This window comes from Streptomyces sp. NPDC057280 (assembly GCF_042668605.1).
GTDB lineage: Bacteria > Actinomycetota > Actinomycetes > Streptomycetales > Streptomycetaceae > Streptomyces.
Window position 1 is genome coordinate 85115 of sequence record NZ_JBHUYR010000008.1, and the last position, 17382, is coordinate 102496.

General features: G+C 71.3%; 14 protein-coding genes. 3 read left to right on the forward strand and 11 right to left on the reverse strand.

The window, feature by feature from the left end:
• Positions 1–80: 80 nt before the first annotated feature.
• Together ACFUO4_RS35000 and ACFUO4_RS35005 are read right to left on the reverse strand one after the other, a co-directional pair.
• The gene (locus tag ACFUO4_RS35000) at positions 81–1673 is read right to left on the reverse strand and encodes a PucR family transcriptional regulator (RefSeq protein WP_383492428.1); all 1593 of its coding nucleotides are present in this window, start codon (positions 1671–1673) and stop codon (positions 81–83) included.
• A gap of 145 nt (positions 1674–1818) precedes the next feature.
• Complete coding sequence (locus tag ACFUO4_RS35005; protein WP_383492430.1) at positions 1819–4248, reverse strand: ATP/GTP-binding protein; 2430 nt, start codon at positions 4246–4248, stop codon at positions 1819–1821.
• Between the two features lie 286 nt (positions 4249–4534).
• Here ACFUO4_RS35005 and gabT point away from each other — a divergent pair, with 286 nt between their 5' ends.
• Complete coding sequence (gabT, locus tag ACFUO4_RS35010; protein ID WP_079310953.1) at positions 4535–5869, forward strand: 4-aminobutyrate--2-oxoglutarate transaminase; 1335 nt, start codon at positions 4535–4537, stop codon at positions 5867–5869.
• A 216-nt stretch (positions 5870–6085) separates the two neighbouring features.
• Positions 6086–6913 carry a phosphatase PAP2 family protein gene (locus ACFUO4_RS35015; protein WP_383492888.1) on the forward strand — a complete coding sequence of 276 codons (828 nt, stop codon included), beginning with the start codon at positions 6086–6088 and terminating at the stop codon, positions 6911–6913.
• Here the strand turns inward: ACFUO4_RS35015 and ACFUO4_RS35020 are convergent.
• The 8 genes from ACFUO4_RS35020 to ACFUO4_RS35055 all read right to left on the reverse strand — a co-directional run bounded on the left by ACFUO4_RS35020 (position 6870) and on the right by ACFUO4_RS35055 (position 15382).
• The gene (locus ACFUO4_RS35020; protein WP_383492433.1) at positions 6870–7367 is read right to left on the reverse strand and encodes a GntR family transcriptional regulator; all 498 of its coding nucleotides are present in this window, start codon (positions 7365–7367) and stop codon (positions 6870–6872) included. The genes ACFUO4_RS35015 and ACFUO4_RS35020 overlap by 44 nt on opposite strands.
• Before the next feature lie 218 nt (positions 7368–7585).
• Positions 7586–8038: a hypothetical protein gene (locus ACFUO4_RS35025; protein WP_059197983.1), complete on the reverse strand. Its 453-nt coding sequence runs from the start codon at positions 8036–8038 to the stop codon at positions 7586–7588.
• A gap of 137 nt (positions 8039–8175) precedes the next feature.
• Positions 8176–9603 (reverse strand): NAD(P)/FAD-dependent oxidoreductase, encoded by a 1428-nt coding sequence (locus tag ACFUO4_RS35030; RefSeq protein ID WP_383492438.1) that lies wholly within the window; start codon positions 9601–9603, stop codon positions 8176–8178.
• 35 nt (positions 9604–9638) lie between these two features.
• The gene (locus tag ACFUO4_RS35035; RefSeq protein ID WP_383492441.1) at positions 9639–10439 is read right to left on the reverse strand and encodes an ABC transporter permease; all 801 of its coding nucleotides are present in this window, start codon (positions 10437–10439) and stop codon (positions 9639–9641) included.
• Positions 10440–11369, reverse strand: a complete 930-nt coding sequence (locus tag ACFUO4_RS35040; RefSeq protein WP_079310950.1) for an ABC transporter permease — start codon at positions 11367–11369, stop codon at positions 10440–10442.
• Positions 11369–12532, reverse strand: a complete 1164-nt coding sequence (locus tag ACFUO4_RS35045) for an ABC transporter ATP-binding protein (RefSeq protein ID WP_383492445.1) — start codon at positions 12530–12532, stop codon at positions 11369–11371. Before ACFUO4_RS35045 ends, ACFUO4_RS35040 begins: the two co-directional genes overlap by 1 nt.
• Complete coding sequence (locus ACFUO4_RS35050) at positions 12529–13776, reverse strand: PotD/PotF family extracellular solute-binding protein (RefSeq protein ID WP_383492447.1); 1248 nt, start codon at positions 13774–13776, stop codon at positions 12529–12531. Before ACFUO4_RS35050 ends, ACFUO4_RS35045 begins: the two co-directional genes overlap by 4 nt.
• Before the next feature lie 52 nt (positions 13777–13828).
• Positions 13829–15382, reverse strand: coding sequence for a gamma-aminobutyraldehyde dehydrogenase (locus ACFUO4_RS35055; RefSeq protein ID WP_383492450.1), 1554 nt, complete (start codon positions 15380–15382; stop codon positions 13829–13831).
• 212 nt (positions 15383–15594) lie between these two features.
• Between ACFUO4_RS35055 and ACFUO4_RS35060 the strand changes: the two genes are divergently transcribed.
• The gene (locus ACFUO4_RS35060) at positions 15595–16179 is read left to right on the forward strand and encodes an NADAR family protein (protein WP_383492453.1); all 585 of its coding nucleotides are present in this window, start codon (positions 15595–15597) and stop codon (positions 16177–16179) included.
• Here ACFUO4_RS35060 and ACFUO4_RS35065 read toward each other — a convergent pair.
• A complete protein-coding gene (locus ACFUO4_RS35065; protein WP_383492455.1) occupies positions 16176–17354 on the reverse strand; it encodes a hypothetical protein in 1179 nt (392 codons plus the stop codon). The two genes, ACFUO4_RS35060 and ACFUO4_RS35065, sit on opposite strands and share 4 nt — an antisense overlap.
• Positions 17355–17382 lie beyond the last annotated feature (28 nt).

Consider the following 17382-nt stretch of genomic DNA (forward strand, 5'->3'; position numbering starts at 1 on the left):
CGACAACCGTGTTTCAGGTGACGGCAGTTGTGATTTCAGCCAACTCCTGGGACCGCCGCGCCGGGAACCCCTGGGCCGCCCTACTCCGGCGCCGTCGCCTTCAGCGCCAGCCACAGCTCCATCCGTACGTCCGGATCGTCCAGGGAGCGGCCCAGGATCTCCTCGACCCGTCGCATGCGGTACCGCAGGGTGTGCCGGTGGACGCCCAGGTCCGCGGCCGCCGCGTCCCACTGGCCGTGCCGCGACAGCCAGGCCCGCAGGGAGGCGACCAGGTCGCCGCGGCCGGTGGCGTCGTGCTCGTGCAGCGCCCGCAGCAGGCCGTCCGCGAACGCCTTCACCGCGTCGTCGGCGAGCAGCGGCAGCACCGACCCCGCCGCCAGCTGCTCGTGCTCCACGTACACCCGGCCCCGCCGCCGGGCCACGGACAGCGCCTGCTCGGCCTGCTTGTACGCGGCCCCCGCGGCCACCGGCCCCACGGGCGCCGACACCCCGACGACGAGTTCCTCGCCCTCGCCCTGGTCCGCGGACCGGGCGGCCTCCACCGCGGCCCCGTAGTCCGCGCACGCCGCCACCGCCGCTCCCCCGTCCGCGGCCAGCACCACCAGCCGCTCCCCCTCGGGCACGACCAGCACGGCCTCGCCGGCCCGCGCCGCCGCCGACTCCGCGGCCTCGGTGAGCGCCCCCAGCGGATCGCCGTCGGCGCCGCCCGCCTCGGGCCCCCGCAGCGCCGACCCCGCCTCGGCGATCACCATCCGGAACGGCGCGTCCAGCAGCGCCCCGTACAGATCCCCGGCCACGGCCCGGGCGTGGTCCGGCTCGCCCGCCAGGAGCATCCGCAGGACCGCCGCCCCGATCCGCTGCTCGGCGGCGTGCAGCGACCGTGACCGCTCCGTCGTGAGCGTCAGCAGGGCGATCGCCGAATGGACGGCGTACCGCTCGGCCGTGCCGAGTGCCGAGGCGGTGCCCACCGCGAGCGCGGCCCGGGGCCGCCGGCCCGTGCCCAGGGAGTGCAGTTCGACGCGGTCCTCGTCCGCCGGGCCCGCGACCACCGACGACGCCGGTGCGGGCCGCTCGCGCAGCCGCTCCACGTCCGCGGTCAGCCGCGCGGCCCGCCGTCCGGCCCACTCGGGCGCGGTGGCGACGACGGCGCCCGAGGCGTCGTACAGCGCCGTCCACCCGTCGACCTGCGCGGCGAGCGCGGCGAGCAGCCCCTCGGGGCCCTCCACGAGCGCCTGCTTCGTCAGCTCGCGCTGGGCGGCGAATCCCGCCGTCACCGCGCGGTACTGGTCGGCGGCGATGGCCGCGGACACGGCCTTGCTGATGGCGAGGAACGGGGTGCGCCGGGGGACCTCGAGGAGGGGCAGCCCCTCGGCCCCGGCGGCGTCCACCAGCGCCTCGGGGATGTCCTCGTAGTTGACGCCGACCGCGAAGCCGAGCCCGACGACCCCGGCGCCGACCAGCCGCTTCACGTACCGCCGCATCGCCTCGGGGTCCTCGGCGTCCAGCTTCAGCGCGGTGATCAGCAGCAGTTCCCCGCCCTCCATGTACGGCACGGGGTCGGCGAGCTCGCTGACGTGCGCCCAGCGCACGGGGACGTCGAGGCGGTCCTCGCCCGCGCGCACGGTCAGCTTGAGCGCGGAGTGGTGGACGAGCGAGGCGAGGGTGGGAGGCATGAGGCCTTCAGGTCGGTGAGGTGGGCCGAGCGGTCGGTGAGGTGGGGCCGAGTGCATCGGCGAGGTGGGCCGAGGTGATCATTTGGCCGCGGTGTATGAACGGCCTGTGCCGATTCTGCCTCACCGTACGGTCCGACTCGGCTCCTCAGCCCCTCAGGTCCACCAGGAGCGGCGGCGCGTGCTCCCCCTTCACCGTGGTCAGGGACAGCACCGCGTGCCCCGGCGGTACCGCGTGCGCCAGTTCGGACGCGGACCAGCGCTCCCGCTCCACCTGGCGCACGGTGACCGCCTCCGTGGTCACGGCCTTGCCGGTGACCAGCTTGCGCAGGGAGTGCATGAGCCGGGTCATCGGCTGGTCGGCGAAGACGGTGTGCTGGGCGACGTCCTTGGTCTCCACCCACTCCGTGCCCCAGGCCTCGGCGAAGCGGCTGCCGTCCCAGGTCGTCACCCCGGACAGCGCCATCCGGCAGCCGACCGCCCCGTACAGCGGCCCGTGCAGGGCCTCGGGGACGTCGGAGACCGAGCGCAGCGCCAGCACGACACCGGCGTTCTGCGCGCGCAGCCGCTGGATCCGGCGCAGCGACCCGGGGGTGACGGTGCCGGTGGCGTCGTCGAGGACCAGGCTCACGAAGTGGTCGCGGACCCCCTCGCCTTCCTGGGCGACCCGCGCGAACTGGGCCAGCACCAGCCGGGCGAGCAGCCGCGCGGCCTCCTCGTGGCCGTGCCGGGGCAGGTCGATGCGGACCCGGAGCGGGTGGTGGGCGACGGCGCGGAGGGAGAACGGGCGGATGTCGGACCCGGCGGAGCCTGCGCCACCGGAACCAGCGCCGCCGGAGCCGAAGAAGCCGTCGAACGCGGGCCGGTCCAGCAGGGCGAGCCGGTCGGCGAGCGCCGGACCGGGGTCGCCGGGGGTGCCGGCCTGCCGGACGCGGGCGTCCAGCTCACGGCGCATCGCCGCGTGGCGGTCGTCGGCGAGCCGCGCGCGCAGGTCGGCGAGGCGGGCGAGGTCCCCTTCGAGCAGTTCGCGCAGGACGGGCAGCGCCGGGAAGCGCCCGTACGCGGCCCGGTACGGGCCCAGCAGCTGGGCGAGGGGCCGTACGGCACGCTCGGCGCCCACGGTGTCGAGGTCGCCGGCCAGCGCCTCGGCGAGGAACCCGGCCGCCTCGTCGGGGTCGTCGGCCTCGGCGTAGGGGTCGAGGTCGTGCACGGAGGCGGGGTCGCCGACGCGGACCACCACGTCGTAGGCCGAGTCCGCCCCGAGCGGCGTTCCCGCGCCGCACACCACGACGACGGCGCAGCTTCCGGTGAGGGCCTGGAGCGTCAGGGACTCCGCCACCGGGGCGATCACCTGCCGGGTCTTGCCGGCGCCGGACGGGCCGACGACCAGCAGTGAGGTCCGCAGGGTCTCCGGCCCGAGGGCGGCGCCGACCCCGCCGTACGCCAGCGGGGTGCGCTCGGCCTCGGCCCACCGGCCGATGCGGACCTGCCCGGTGAGCAGGTCGTGCCGGGCGGCGCGGTGGGCGAGGTCGCGGGCGCCGGAGGGGTGGGTGAAGGCGGCGGCGCCCTGCCGCAGCACCGTGTCCGTGAAGTCGGCGAGCCGGCCGAGGCGGCGGGCCCGGTGCCAGCCGTGTTCGATGCGGGCGCAGTCCACGTCGTTCATCCGCCCGGCGAGCAGCTCACCGGCGAGCAGGTCGGCGGCCTGGTACTGGCCGGCCTCGCGCAGTTCGGGCCAGCGGGCGCGGGGCTGTTCGGCGACGACGGCCGGGTCCTGGCCGTGCGCGGCGCGGCGGCGGTCGGCGAGCCAGGTGCGGGCGAGCGGCAGCCAGCCGCCGAGGCGGGCGAAGGGCAGCAGGACGAGGACGACGACGGCGGTGTCGAGCAGCTGCTTGGAGGGCGAGCCGTACACCCCGTACCCGTCGGTGATCAGCACGAGCAGGGAGAACAGCGGGGTGACGACGGGCACCGGGTCCCAGCCGACGACGGGAAAGGCGTCCGGGAAGACGAAGCTGAGGGCGATCAGGCCGCCCAGGGCGGCGATGAGGGCCCGCGCGGGCTGGGCCTTGCGGCCGACGAAGTGCCGGGCGACGACGGCCCAGCCGCCGAGCCGGACCACCAGGTACACGAGGACGGCGAAGGAGAGGCCGCTGTAGACCTCCAGCGCCTCCACGCCGGGGTACGGGACCGACTGCCCCGCCAGCTCCTTGGGTGTGGCCAGCGTGCCGCCCCACCACCAGTCGTCCGGCGTGAACAGTCGCAGCACCGTGAACTCGTACGGCACCTCACCGCGCCGCCAGAAGGACCAGAACACGATGCCGACGACGAGCGGGATCAGCATGCCCGCGACGGTCACCGGGGAGAGCCGCTCGGCCTTCCGGGCCGCTTTGGGCCGCTGGTAGCCGAACCGCCAGATGCCGGGCTCGGCCTCGGGACGCTTCTCGTTGAGCCAGTCGGCCACGAGCGCCCCGGGGCTGTGTCCCGGCTGCGGCGGCACCCTCGGCGCGTCCGGTGGTCCCGCCGGACGAGGCACCGGGTTCGCATGCGTACCCCGAGTGTCCCGCGTCCCGTCGCTGTCCATCGCCCCTGCTCCCTGACCAGCCGTTCCGTCCACCGTCAGCGGTCAATCTAACGCCCTCGCAAGGGGAGTTCACCGCTTACGCGGCCGGGGCCCACGGAGCGGACGGCCGCCTGCGCCGGCTCACCGGTCGGCGCCGCTATGTCCACCGCGGACAAACCCGCCCCCCTGACACCGCCCACATGGAGCATGCCCACCCTCCGCTCCCCGCCCTAGCCTGCGAGAAAAGAGTCATGCGTCCGCAGGACGTTCGGTAAGACCCCGTACGCCACACCCCCAGGAGCCCCTCATGAGCGCACTTCCGCAGGAGCGCCGGATCGTCACCGCCATCCCCGGCCCGAAGTCGCAGGAGCTGCAGGCCCGCCGTCTCGAAGCGGTCGCGCAGGGCGTCGGCTCGGTGCTGCCCGTGTTCACCGCGCGGGCGGGCGGCGGCATCATCGAGGACGTCGACGGCAACCGGCTCATCGACTTCGGCTCCGGCATCGCGGTGACCAGCGTCGGCGCGTCCGCCGAGGCCGTCGTACGCCGCGCGAGCGCCCAGCTCGCCGACTTCACCCACACCTGTTTCATGGTCACGCCGTACGAGGGCTACGTGGAGGTCGCGGAGGCGCTGGCCGAGCTGACCCCCGGCGACCACGCCAAGAAGTCCGCGCTGTTCAACTCCGGCGCCGAGGCCGTCGAGAACGCCGTCAAGATCGCGCGTGCGTACACCAAGCGCCAGGCCGTCGTCGTCTTCGACCACGGCTACCACGGCCGTACGAACCTCACCATGGCGCTGACCGCGAAGAACATGCCGTACAAGCACGGCTTCGGCCCCTTCGCCCCCGAGGTGTACCGCGTGCCGGTCGCCTACGGCTACCGCTGGCCCACCGGTGCGGAGAACGCCGGCCCCGAGGCCGCCGCGCAGGCCATCGACCAGATCACCAAGCAGGTGGGCCCGGACAACGTCGCCGCGATCATCATCGAGCCGGTGCTCGGTGAGGGCGGCTTCATCGAGCCCGCCAAGGGCTTCCTGCCGGCGATCCGCCAGTTCGCCGCCGACAACGGCATCGTCTTCGTCGCGGACGAGATTCAGTCCGGCTTCTGCCGTACCGGGCAGTGGTTCGCCTGCGAGGACGAGGGCATCGTCCCCGACCTGATCACCACCGCCAAGGGCATCGCGGGCGGTCTGCCGCTCGCCGCCGTCACCGGCCGCGCCGAGATCATGGACGCCGCGCACGCCGGTGGCCTGGGCGGTACGTACGGCGGCAACCCGGTCGCCTGCGCCGGTGCGCTCGGCTCCATCGAGACGATGAAGGAGCTCGACCTCAACGCCAGGGCGAAGAACATCGAGGCGATCATGAAGGCCCGCCTCGGTGCCATGGCCGAGAAGTTCGACCTCATCGGTGACGTCCGCGGCCGTGGCGCGATGATCGCCATCGAGCTGGTGAAGGACCGCGCCACCAAGGAGCCGAACCCGGAGGCCACCGCCGCCCTCGCCAAGGCCTGCCACCAGGAGGGCCTGCTGGTCCTCACCTGTGGCACCTACGGCAACGTGCTGCGCTTCCTGCCCCCGCTCGTCATCGGCGAGGACCTCCTCAACGAGGGCCTCGACATCATCGAGCAGGCCTTCGCCCGCATCTGAGGCAATCGTCCGCGGTGATCGTCCGGGCGAAACCTCTCTTTTCACAGCCGCCCCGGGCGTGAACGCACAGCGGATTCCGGGTCTGGGGCGGCCGACTGCAGAGGGTGTGAAGAAGGTGTGCGAGGTGCATGGCAGGACCCGATTCCGGCTGTCGTACCCCTACTCGCTGCCGTAGGTTCTACCCAGATGAGAGATACACCCCGCCCACAGGGGACTGTGGGCGACATCAGGCCGGGGCCTCCCCAGCTTCGACCTGGTCGTGCCCTCGCGCACACAACCGGAGCCTCCGGCTCCGGATCTCCTCACCGATCGGACGGTCACGCGCCCCAAACCCCCCGGGGCGCGCGACGATCCGGTCCGGACGGCCGCCCCGGAACCACCCCCCCTGTTCCGGGGCGGCCGACCTCCTTCTTTCTCCTCCTCGTTCTCCTTCTCGGGCTTCCGGCCCTCCTCTTCGCGCTGATCACCTGGCAGGTCGTGGCCGACGGCCCCCTGCTCCGCCTGGACGAGCGCGTCAGCCGCGCCCTCCTCCACCCGGACCGCGCCTCCGAACTCCTCGCCGACCTGGGCAACATGCAGGTGGCGGTGCCGATCCTCGCCGTCGTCCTGGTCCATGTGGCATTGCGCGCCCGGCGTACCGGTACAGACCGCTGGTGGGCGCCCGCCACCGCCGGTGCCGTCGTGATGGCCCTGGTCCCGGTGCTGATCATCCCGCTCAAGGAACTCACCGCCCGCCACGGCACCCACGTCATGCCGCCCGGCGTCGGCTACTTCCCCTCGGGCCACACCGCCACTGCCGCCGTCGCCTACGGCTCCGCGACGCTGCTGCTCCTGCCCTGGCTGCGGACCGCGTGGGTCCGCCGCGCCCTCGTCGCGCTCTGCGCCCTCGCCGTGCTCGGCGTCTCGTTCGGGCTGGTCCGGCGCGGCTACCACTGGCCGCTGGACGTCGTCGCCAGCTGGTTCCTGTGCACGGTGCTGCTCGGGTCACTGTGGCTCTTCCTCAAACGGCGGCCACGATCCAGCCCCTCCGCGGAACACTCCTGATCAGCCCGCGTTCCCTGAGCACCTGGTAGGCGCGTTCACCGACCCACACCGCGACGCCTTCCGACGCGGCGACCTGCCTCGGGCTCGGCAGCCTTTCGCCCGGCAGCATGCGGCCCGCCGTGATGTCGGCGCAGAGACGGTCGGCCAGCCGGGTCCAGATCTCCTCGGGGCGGCCGTTGTACGTGTCGTTGTAGCGGGGTCGCTCGGATCGGATGGCGTCGCGCTCGGCCTCCTCCGCGTCGGCCGGGTACTCGATCCTGATGCCGATGACATCGGGGCCCCACGGCTTGTCGCGCAGGTGGGTGCGCACTCGGGTGAGCGGGCAGGTCGAGATGCCGACGTACAGCAGGCCCTCGACGCCGTAGAGGCGGTACAGCGCCGTTCCGCGCCCCGCGTACAGGGTGCCTTCCTCGTCGAACAGGCCGCGCAGGAACTGGCTGTCTATGTCGGTCACAGGGCCCGGCTCCTTCGCGTCGTCAGGATTCCGGCCGTATCAAAGTAGTCGGGCTGAGGGCAGCCTGGGACACCTTCTCCGAACAGTTGTCCGCGTCGGCCGCACGGGCGGCCGACGAGATGTCGGACGAAGGACGCGCGACGGGGCGTCACGGAGTCACGGTGTGCCGTCGGGAAGGGGGAATGCGACAGCCGCGTGACGGTGCGCCCGTCGGACGGTCAGCCTTCGTCGTCCGTGGCCAGCCCCGCCGCCGCCTCGTGCATCGCCAGCTCGAGGAGCGCTGGGTCGGTGAGGGTGCCGGAGCCGTCGGGCGGGACCAGCCAGCGGACCCCGCCGGTGGCGCGTCCGGGATACGGCACGACGATCCAGGTGCCCGCACCGGCCGTGCGGATGCCGGTGCCGACCCAGCGCGCGGCCGTTCCGGGCGGCACCAGGAACCCCATCCGCGCGTCGCCGAAGTCGACCAGCACCGGGCCGGGCTGGTCGATGATGCGGGTGAGGACGTCGAGCGTGGGATAGCCGAGCTCGCCCGGCAGGATGAGCACGTCCCAGGCCTTGCCGGCGGGCAGCAACGCGACCCCCAGGGGGTTGCGTTCCCACTCCCAGCGGCAGGCCTCGGGATCCGGAGCCACGGATGCCAGCCACTCGACCGCCGTCTTCGCCCCAGTCATGAGGGGACCTCCCTTTCCTGTGTGGACGCGGAGCGCGTCACGAGGGAGAGGGAGGTCCTGGGCAGGCATTACGCGGGTTTCGGCACTTTGTTGAAGTGAACTGGGGCACGCCCGCAATGCGCCCCCCGAAGGCGGTGTCAGCTGTCGAAGCCCAGCCCCAGCCGGTCCATGGTCTTCAGCCACAGGTTGCGCCGGCCGCCGTGCGAGTCCGCCCGGGCCAGCGACCACTTGGTCAGCGCGATACCGGTCCAGGCGAACGGCTCGGGCGGGAACGGCAGCGGCTTCTTGCGGACCATCTCCAGGGAGGTCCGCTCGGTCGTCTCCCCCGCCAGCAGGTCCAGCATCACGTCCGCGCCGAACCGGGTCGCGCCGACGCCGAGGCCCGTATAGCCCGCCGCGTAGGCCACGTTGCCGTGGTGGGCGGTGCCGAAGAACGCCGAGAAGCGCGAGCAGGTGTCGATCGCGCCGCCCCACACGTGGGTGAAGCGGACGCCCTCCAGCTGCGGGAAGCAGGTGAAGAAGTGGTCGGCGAGCTTGGCGTAGGTCTCCGGCCGGTCGTCGTACTCGGCGCGGACGCGACCGCCGTACTGGTAGACGGCGTCGTAGCCGCCCCACAGGATCCGGTTGTCGGCGGAGAGCCGGAAGTAGTGGAACTGGTTGGCCGAGTCCCCGAGGCCCTGCCGGTTCTTCCAGCCGATCTCCTTGAGCTGCTCCTCGCTCAGCGGCTCGGTCATCAGCGCGTAGTCGTAGACCGGGACGGTGTACGACCGCACCCGCTTGACCAGGTTGGGGAAGATGTTGGTGCCGAGCGCGACCTTGCGGGCCCGGACCGACCCGTAGGGGGTGCGTACGGCCATGCCGGCGCCGTACGGCTTCAGGGTCAGGGCCGGGGTGTGCTCGTAGACGCGGACGCCGAGCTGCATACAGGCCCGCTTCAGACCCCAGGCGAGTTTCGCGGGGTTGAGCATGGCGACGCCCCTGCGGTCGTACAGACCCGCCTGGAAGGTCGGCGAGTCGACCTGCTCCCGCACCGCCTCCGCGTCGAGGAACTCCACGCCCTCGGCGAGGCCCTGGCGCTGCATCTCCTCGTACCAGTCGCGCAGTTCCCACGCCTGGTACGTCTCGGTGGCGACGTCGATCTCGCCGGTGCGCTCGAAGTCGCAGTCGAGGGAGTAACGGGCGACCGCCTTCTCGATCTCGTCGAGGTTGCGGGCGCCCAGCTCCTCCAGCTTGTGGATCTCGTCCGGCCAGCGGGTCAGCCCGTTGCCCAGACCGTGGGTGAGGGAGGCGGCGCAGAAGCCGCCGTTGCGGCCCGAGGCGGCCCAGCCCACCTCGCGGCCCTCCAGCAGGACCACGTCCCGCTGCGGGTCGCGCTCCTTGGCGAGGAGCGCGGTCCACAGTCCGCTGTAGCCACCCCCGACGACCAGCAGATCGCAGGTCTCGGGGCCGGTGAGGGCGGGCTCGGGGTGGGGCTTGCCGGGGTCGTCCAGCCAGTACGGGACCGGCTGGGCTTCGGAAAGTGCCTTGATCGAATGACTGCCACGGCTCATGGCGCTTGGGGCCATGATTTCAACTCCCTACAGGGGTGATGCGGTAAGGCTCATGCCTTTTGCTTGTTGCGGCGATTGGTGATGACCATAGAGGTCAGGACCAGCAGTACGGCGACCAGGAACATGGCCGTACCGATCACATTGATCTGAACGGGCGTACCGCGCTGTGCCGAGCCCCAGACGAACATGGGGAAGGTGACGGTCGAGCCCGCGTTGAAATTGGTGATGATGAAATCGTCGAAGGAGAGCGCGAAGGCGAGCAGCGCGCCCGCCGCGATTCCGGGGGCCGCGATCGGCAGGGTGACCCGGACGAAGGTCTGGAAGGGGCCCGCGTAGAGGTCCTGGGCCGCCTGTTCCAGGCGCGGGTCCATCGACATCACGCGCGCCTTCACCGCCGTCACGACGAAGCTCAGGCAGAACATGATGTGGGCGATCAGGATCGTCCAGAAGCCCAGCTGGGCACCCATGTTGAGGAACAGGGTGAGCAGCGAGGCGGCCATGACGACCTCGGGCATCGCCATCGGCAGGAAGATCAGCGAGTTCACGGCGCCGCGGGCGCGGAACCGGTAGCGGACCAGGGCGAAGGCGATCATCGTGCCGAGGACGGTGGCGCCGATCGTCGCGAACGCCGCGATCTGGAGGCTGATCGACAGCGAGCCGCACATGCCGGCGACGCCGCACGGGTCCTTCCAGGCGTCCATGGAGAACTGCTGCCATTCGTAGTTGAAGCGCCCCTTCGGTTTGTTGAAGGAGAACACCGTGACGACGACGTTCGGCAGCAGCAGATATCCGAGAGTGAGAAGTCCCGCGATGACGACGAGATTGCGCTTGAGCCAGTTCACGAAGGCCATTTAGACCAGATCCTCCGTCCCGGACTTGCGGATGTAGACGGTGACCATCACGAGAATGGCGGCCATGAGGATGAAGGAGAGCGCCGCCGCTGTGGGGTAGTCCAGAATCCGCAGGAACTGCGACTGGATGACGTTTCCGACCATGCGGGTGTCCGTCGAGCCGAGCAGATCGGCGTTGACGTAGTCACCGGCCGCCGGGATGAACGTCAGCAGCGTGCCGGAGACGACGCCCGGCATCGACAGCGGGAAGGTCACCCTGCGGAACGTGGTGACCGGCTTGGCGTACAGGTCGCCGGCGGCCTCGTGGAGGCGGGTGTCGATGCGCTCCAGCGAGGTGTACAGCGGCAGGATCATGAACGGCAGGAAGTTGTACGTCAGACCGCAGACCACCGCCAGCGGGGTGGCCAGCACGCGGTCGCCGGTGGTCCAGCCGAGCCAGCTCGTGACGTCCAGGACGTGCAGCGAGTTCAGGGCGCCGACGACCGGGCCGCCGTCCGCGAGGATCGTCTTCCAGGCGAGGGTGCGGATCAGGAAGCTGGTGAAGAACGGCGCGATCACCAGGATCATGATCAGGTTCCGCCAGCGGCCCGCCCGGAACGCGATGAGGTAGGCGAGCGGGTAGCCGAGGACCAGGCAGAGGATCGTCGCCGAACCCGCGTAGAGGATCGAGCGCAGGTACTGCGGCCAGTACTCGGACAGCGCGTCCCAGTAGGTGGCGAAGTGCCAGGTGACCTTGTAGCCCTCCTCCAGGGAGCCCGTCTGCACGGACGTGGAGGCCTGGTAGACCATCGGCAGCGCGAAGAAGACGACCAGCCACAGCATGCCGGGCAGCAGCAGCCAGTACGGCACGAGCCGGCCGCGCCTGCGCGGGGGCTTCTTCTCCGGCGCGGTCGGGGCGAGAGGCGGCGGCGCCTCGGTGAGCGTCGCCATCAGGCCGCCGCCCCTTCCTCGACACCGGCGTCGATGTCCTGTGCGGCATCCAGGCCGAAGGTGTGCGCCGGGCTCCAGTGCAGGACCACGTCGGCGCCGGGCACCAGCCGGGAGTCGCGCTCGATGTTCTGGACGTAGACCTCGAACTCGGGGCAGACCGCGCTGTCGATGACGTATTGCGTGGAGACGCCGATGAAACTGCTGTGGGCGATGGTGCCGGTGATGCGGTTGCGGCCCTCGGGGATCTCGCCCGCGTCGTCGGCGTGGGTGAGGGAGATCTTCTCCGGGCGGACGCCGACCAGCACCTTGCCGCCGGTCGTGGTGGGCGCGGAACATCGCGACTCGGGCAGGACGAGCTTGCCGCCGCCGGCCTTCAGCACGATGTCGTCGCCGTTCTTCGTGTCGACCTCGGCCTCGATGAGGTTGGAGGTGCCGAGGAAGTTGGCGACGAACGTGGTCTGCGGGTTCTCGTACAGGTCGCTCGGCGAACCGAGCTGCTCCACGCGCCCCGCGTTCATCACGGCGACCGTGTCGGCCATGGTCATGGCCTCCTCCTGGTCGTGTGTGACGTGCACGAAGGTGATGCCGACCTCGGTCTGGATGCGCTTGAGCTCCAGCTGCATCTGGCGGCGCAGCTTGAGGTCGAGGGCGCCGAGGGGCTCGTCGAGGAGGAGCACCTTGGGGTGGTTGATGAGGGCGCGGGCGACGGCGACGCGCTGCTGCTGGCCGCCGGAGAGCTGATGCGGCTTCTTGCGCGCCTGCTCACCGAGCTGGACGAGCTCCAGCATGTCCTCGACCTGCTTCTTGACGCTCTTGATGCCCCGCCGGCGCAGACCGAAGGCGACGTTCTCGAAGATGTCGAGGTGCGGGAAGAGGGCGTACGACTGGAAGACCGTGTTCACCGGCCGCTTGTAGGGCGGCAGGTGGGTGACCTCCTGGTCGCCGAGGAACACGGTGCCGGTCGTCGGCTCCTCCAGGCCCGCGATCATCCGCAGGGTGGTGGTCTTGCCGCAGCCGGAGGCACCGAGCAGGGCGAAGAAGGAGCCCTGCGGCACGGTCAGGTCCAGCGGCTGGACGGCCGTGAAGCCGTTGTCGTACGTCTTGCTGATGCCCGAGAGGCGGACGTCCCCGCCGGTTTCGTTCTTGTTCGTCACGGTGGTCACGCCCCAGTCAGCTTCGCGAACTTCTGCTCGAACTCGGTCTCTTCCTTCGAGCTCAGAGAGCGGAAGGCATGAGACTTCGCGGCCATGGCCTTGTCCGGGATGATCAGCGGGTTGTTCGCCGCATCCGGGTCGATCTTCGCCAGCTCGGCCTTCACCCCGTCGACCGGTGACACGTAGTTGATGTACGCGGCGAGTTCGGCGGCCGGCTCGGGCTCGTAGTAGAAGTCGATGAGCCGCTCGGCGTTCGTCTTGTGCCGGGCCTTGTTCGGGATCAGGAAGTTGTCGGTCGACGTCATGTATCCGCTGTCCGGGATGATGAAGTCGATGTCCGGGCTGTCGGCCTTCAGCTGCACGACGTCACCGGCCCAGGCGATACAGGCCGCGAAGTCGCCGCTGGTCAGGTCGGAGGTGTAGTCGTTGCCGGTGAAGCGGCGGATCTGGCCCTTGTCGACGGCCTTCTGCATCCGGGCGATCGCCGCGTCGTAGTCGTCCGCGGTGAAGTTCGCCGGGTCCTTGCCCATGTCGAGCAGCGTCATGCCGACGCTGTCGCGCATCTCGGAGAGGAAGCCGACGCGCCCCTTGAGCTTGGGGTTGTCGAGCAGATCGGAGACCGACTTCACCTCGACGCCGTCCAGCGCCTTCTTGTTGTAGGCGATGACGGTGGAAATGCCCTGCCAGACGTACGAGTACGCGCGTCCCGGGTCCCAGTCGGGGTCGCGGAACTGGGCCGACAGGTTGGCGTAGGCGTGCGGCAGGTTGGAGGCGTCCAGTTTCTGGACCCAGCCGAGGCGGATGAGGCGGGCCGCGAGCCAGTCGGTGAGGACGATGATGTCGCGGCCGGTGTCCTGGCCCGCCGCGAGCTGCGGCTTGATCTTGCCGAAGAACTCGACGTTGTCGTTGATGTCCTCGGTGTACTTGACCGAGATACCGGTCCGCTTCTTGAACTGGTCGAGCGTGGGGTGGTGCTTCTCGCTCTCGTCCACGTCGATGTACTCGGTCCAGTTGGAGAAGTTGACGACCTTCTCCTTGGCCGAGTGGTCCTCTGCGGAGACTCCGCCCTGGGTGTTGCCGGCCGCGGGGATGCCGCAGCCGGTCAGCGCCCCGAGGCCGCCGACCGCGAGCGCGCCGCCCGCGGAGGCGCGCAGCAGGGACCGCCGGGTCATGGCGGCCCGGCCATTGCGGAAGCTGCGCCGCATGGCGGCCACTTGGGCCGGGCTCAGGCGGTCGGGCTCGTACTGCTCCATGCGCGTGGTGCCCTTTCGGAGGGTCGGCCGCGGGTCGGGCGGCCTGATTCAGCTAACGGTCCCCGAAGATCGTGCGGTGCCAGTCCTTCCTGGCCACGCCCGTATTGTCGAACATGACGTGCTTGATCTGGGTGTACTCCTCGAACGAGTACGAGGACATGTCCTTGCCGAAGCCGGACGCCTTGTACCCGCCGTGGGGCATCTCGCTGATGATCGGGATGTGGTCGTTGACCCACACGCACCCGGCCTTGATCTCGCGGGTCGCCCGGTTCGCCCGGTAGACGTCCCGGCTCCAGGCCGAGGCCGCGAGTCCGTACGGGGTGTCGTTGGCGAGCGCGATCCCCTCGTCGTCGCTGTCGAAGGGGAGGACGACGAGGACCGGCCCGAAGAGCTCGGACTGGACGATCTCGCTGTCCTGGGCGGCGTCGGCGACGAGGGTGGGCCGGTAGTAGGCGCCCTTGGCGAGCTCCCCTTCCGGTGCCTCGCCGCCGGTCACCACGCGCGCGTAGGCACGCGCGCGGTCGACGAAGGCGGCGACCCGGTCCCGCTGGACGTGCGAGATGAGCGGACCGAGGTCGGTGCCGGCGGCGAAGGGGTCCCCCAGCCGCACGGTCTCCATGAGGGCGGCCGTCTTCTGGACGAACGCCTCGTAGAGCGGCCGCTGCACATACGCGCGCGTGGCGGCGGTGCAGTCCTGGCCGGTGTTGATGAGCGCGCCGGCGACCGCGCCGTTGACGGCGGCGTCGAGGTCGGCGTCGTCGAAGACGACGAAGGGCGCCTTGCCGCCGAGTTCCAGGTGGATGCGCTTGACGGTGGCGGTGGCGATCTCGGCGACGCGCTTGCCGACGGCGGTGGACCCGGTGAAGGAGGTCATGGCGACGTCGGGGTGGCCGACGAGATGCTCACCGGCCTCCTTGCCCGTCCCGGTGACGATGTTGATGACACCGTCGGGGATGCCGGCGTCGGTGGCCGCCTGCGCGAACAGCAGCGAGGTCAGCGGGGTGAGCTCGGCGGGCTTGAGGACGATGGTGTTGCCGGCGGCGACGGCCGGAAGGATCTTCCAGGCGGCCATCTGCAGCGGATAGTTCCAGGGCGCGATGGACCCGACGACACCGATGGGCTCGCGACGGACGTACGACGTGTGGTCCCCGGAGTACTCGCCCGCGGACTGCCCCTGGAGGTGCCGTGCGGCACCGGCGAAGAAGGCGGTGTTGTCGATGGTCCCCGGAACGTCGAACTCACGCGTCAGCTTCAGCGGCTTGCCGCACTGGAGGGACTCGGCGCGGGCGAACTCCTCGGCCCGCTCGGCGAGGACGGCGGCGAAGCGGTGCAGGGCGTCGGAGCGCTCGCCGGGGGTGGTGGCCGCCCAGCCGGGGAACGCCGCACGGGCGGCGGCGACGGCCGCGTCCACGTCCGCCGGGCCGGCCAGCTCGTACGTGTACACCTCCTCGCCGGTCGACGGGTCGACGACCGCGTGGGTACGTCCGGAGGTGCCCTTGGTCAGCCGGCCCGCGATGAACTGCGCACCGTCCGCGAGGCGCTCCTGCGCGGGGAACCGGTCCGAGGTGTCGGGGGTTTCCGGGGTGGCGTTGCCCGGGTTGTGCATGTCGCTCGCTCTCCTCCGCCGCCGGCCCGTGTTCACAGGCGGTGGGCGTAGCTCCAGCTCGATTTGAGTGCCGATCCTGACAGAGCAAATGCCGTCCAACAAGTGATTCCGTTGTTGCCTTTTGGTTACGCGACGGAATCTGTCGACCAGGTGTCGAGCGAGGGAGGAAAAGGAGGGACGGAGTGTCAGTGGCGCCTGCCAGACTCGCATGCATGACGAAGATCGATTCTCGGGACGCGCTGGTCAGGGCGTTGGGTACGGGGGCGAGGGTCAAGTACCTCCACTTCTGGGGACACCGGCCGTTGCCCGACGGCCGGATCGGCGCGAGCTGTCTGAGTCAGTGGTGGCCGTCACCGTTCGTGGTGGACGGGGTGACGTATGCGACCGCTGAGCACTGGATGATGGCGGCCAAGGCACGGCTTTTCGAAGACGCGGAGGCGGAGCGGCGGGTGCTGGCCGCCGGGCATCCGTCGGTGGCGAAGAAGGAAGGGCGGCTGGTCCGGGGCTTCGACGACACGATCTGGGAGCGCGAGCGCTTCGGGATCGTCGTCGAGGGCAGCGTCCACAAGTTCGCGTCGGACGCGCGGCTGCGGGAGTTCCTGCTGAACACCGGGGAGCGGGTGCTGGTGGAGGCCAGCCCGGTGGACCGGGTGTGGGGCATCGGCCTGGCGGCGACGGACGAGGGGGCGTCGGATCCGAAGCGGTGGCGGGGGCCGAACCTGCTGGGGTTCGCGCTGATGGAGGCGCGGGGGCGGTTGCGGGACGGCGCGGACGGTGGTGCGGGTCGGCCCGGTTAGGTCACGGCGAGGAGGACGAGCACCCCCACGCCGAGCACGATCCCCGCGGCCCCGCAGATGATCCCGGCCAGCGCCTGACCGGCGTTGGTGGCCATGCCCTTGCTCGCCTTGCCGCGACCGACCGAGCCGAAGATCACGCCGAGAATGCCGAGGACGATGGCCAGCGGCCACAGGCAGAAGACGATCGCCGAGAGAATCCCGAGCACGAGCCCGGCGGTCCCCATGCCGTTGGCGGGCAACGGCTGCATGCCGGGCCAGCCGTAGTAGCCCTGGGGCTGACCGGGGTAGCCCTGGGGCTGACCGGGGTAGCCCTGGGCCTGCCCCGGATAGCCCTGCGGCTGACCGGGGTATCCGTAGCCGCCGCCGGGATAGCCGTAGGGCACCTGGCCGGGACCGTCCGGGGCGATGGGGGGCGGAGGGACGGCGGCGTCCTGGGCGTAGGGGGGCAGGCCGGTGGGGCCGGTGGGGGGCGCGAAGGGGTTCGACGGGATCGCGGGGGACGGTGAGGTGAAGGGGGCGGGGGCGTTCGCGGGGGTGGACGGGCCGACGGGCGGAGCGAAGGGGTTGGGGGCGCCGTTCGAGGGGGCGGTCGGCGGGGCGAAGGGGTTGGAGGCGTCGTTGGTCGGACCGGTGTCGTGGACGGTCGGTGCGGCGAAGGGGTTGGCCCAGGGCTGTGGGGCGGACGTGCCGTTTTCCGGTGCTGACGTGGGCGCAGGCGTCGCTGTCGTCCCGTCCGCCCCCGGTATCGAGGCGACGGTCCGCTGGTCGTGGACCGAGGGAGGCGGCCAGGAGAGCGGGTCGCCGGACACGACGGTGCCGCCGGGACCACCAGGCCCCTCAGAGACCTCCCCCGCCGACGCCCCACGGACATCCCGCGCCGACTCCGACGCCGGCACCCCGGACGCGTCCCCCGCATCCCCCGCCAACGGCACGTCCTCCCCGAACACCGCCGGCATCGCCTCCGCGTCACGGGTCGGCGACGCCCACGTGCCTCGGGTCGGCGGCCCGACCGCGTCACCCGCGGGCCGCGCCCAAGGGTCCCGCCCGGCGTCCGGCTCTGCGCCCGACCCGGCCTTCTCCCCCGTCGCGCCCGACGTCTCCAGCCCCGGCTTCGCATCCGCCGGCGGAGTCGGCCCGTCCCAGGTCGGGTCCGGGGTCTGCGCCTCGTCGGACATGCGTGGGTTCCCCTCGGTTCGGATGCCC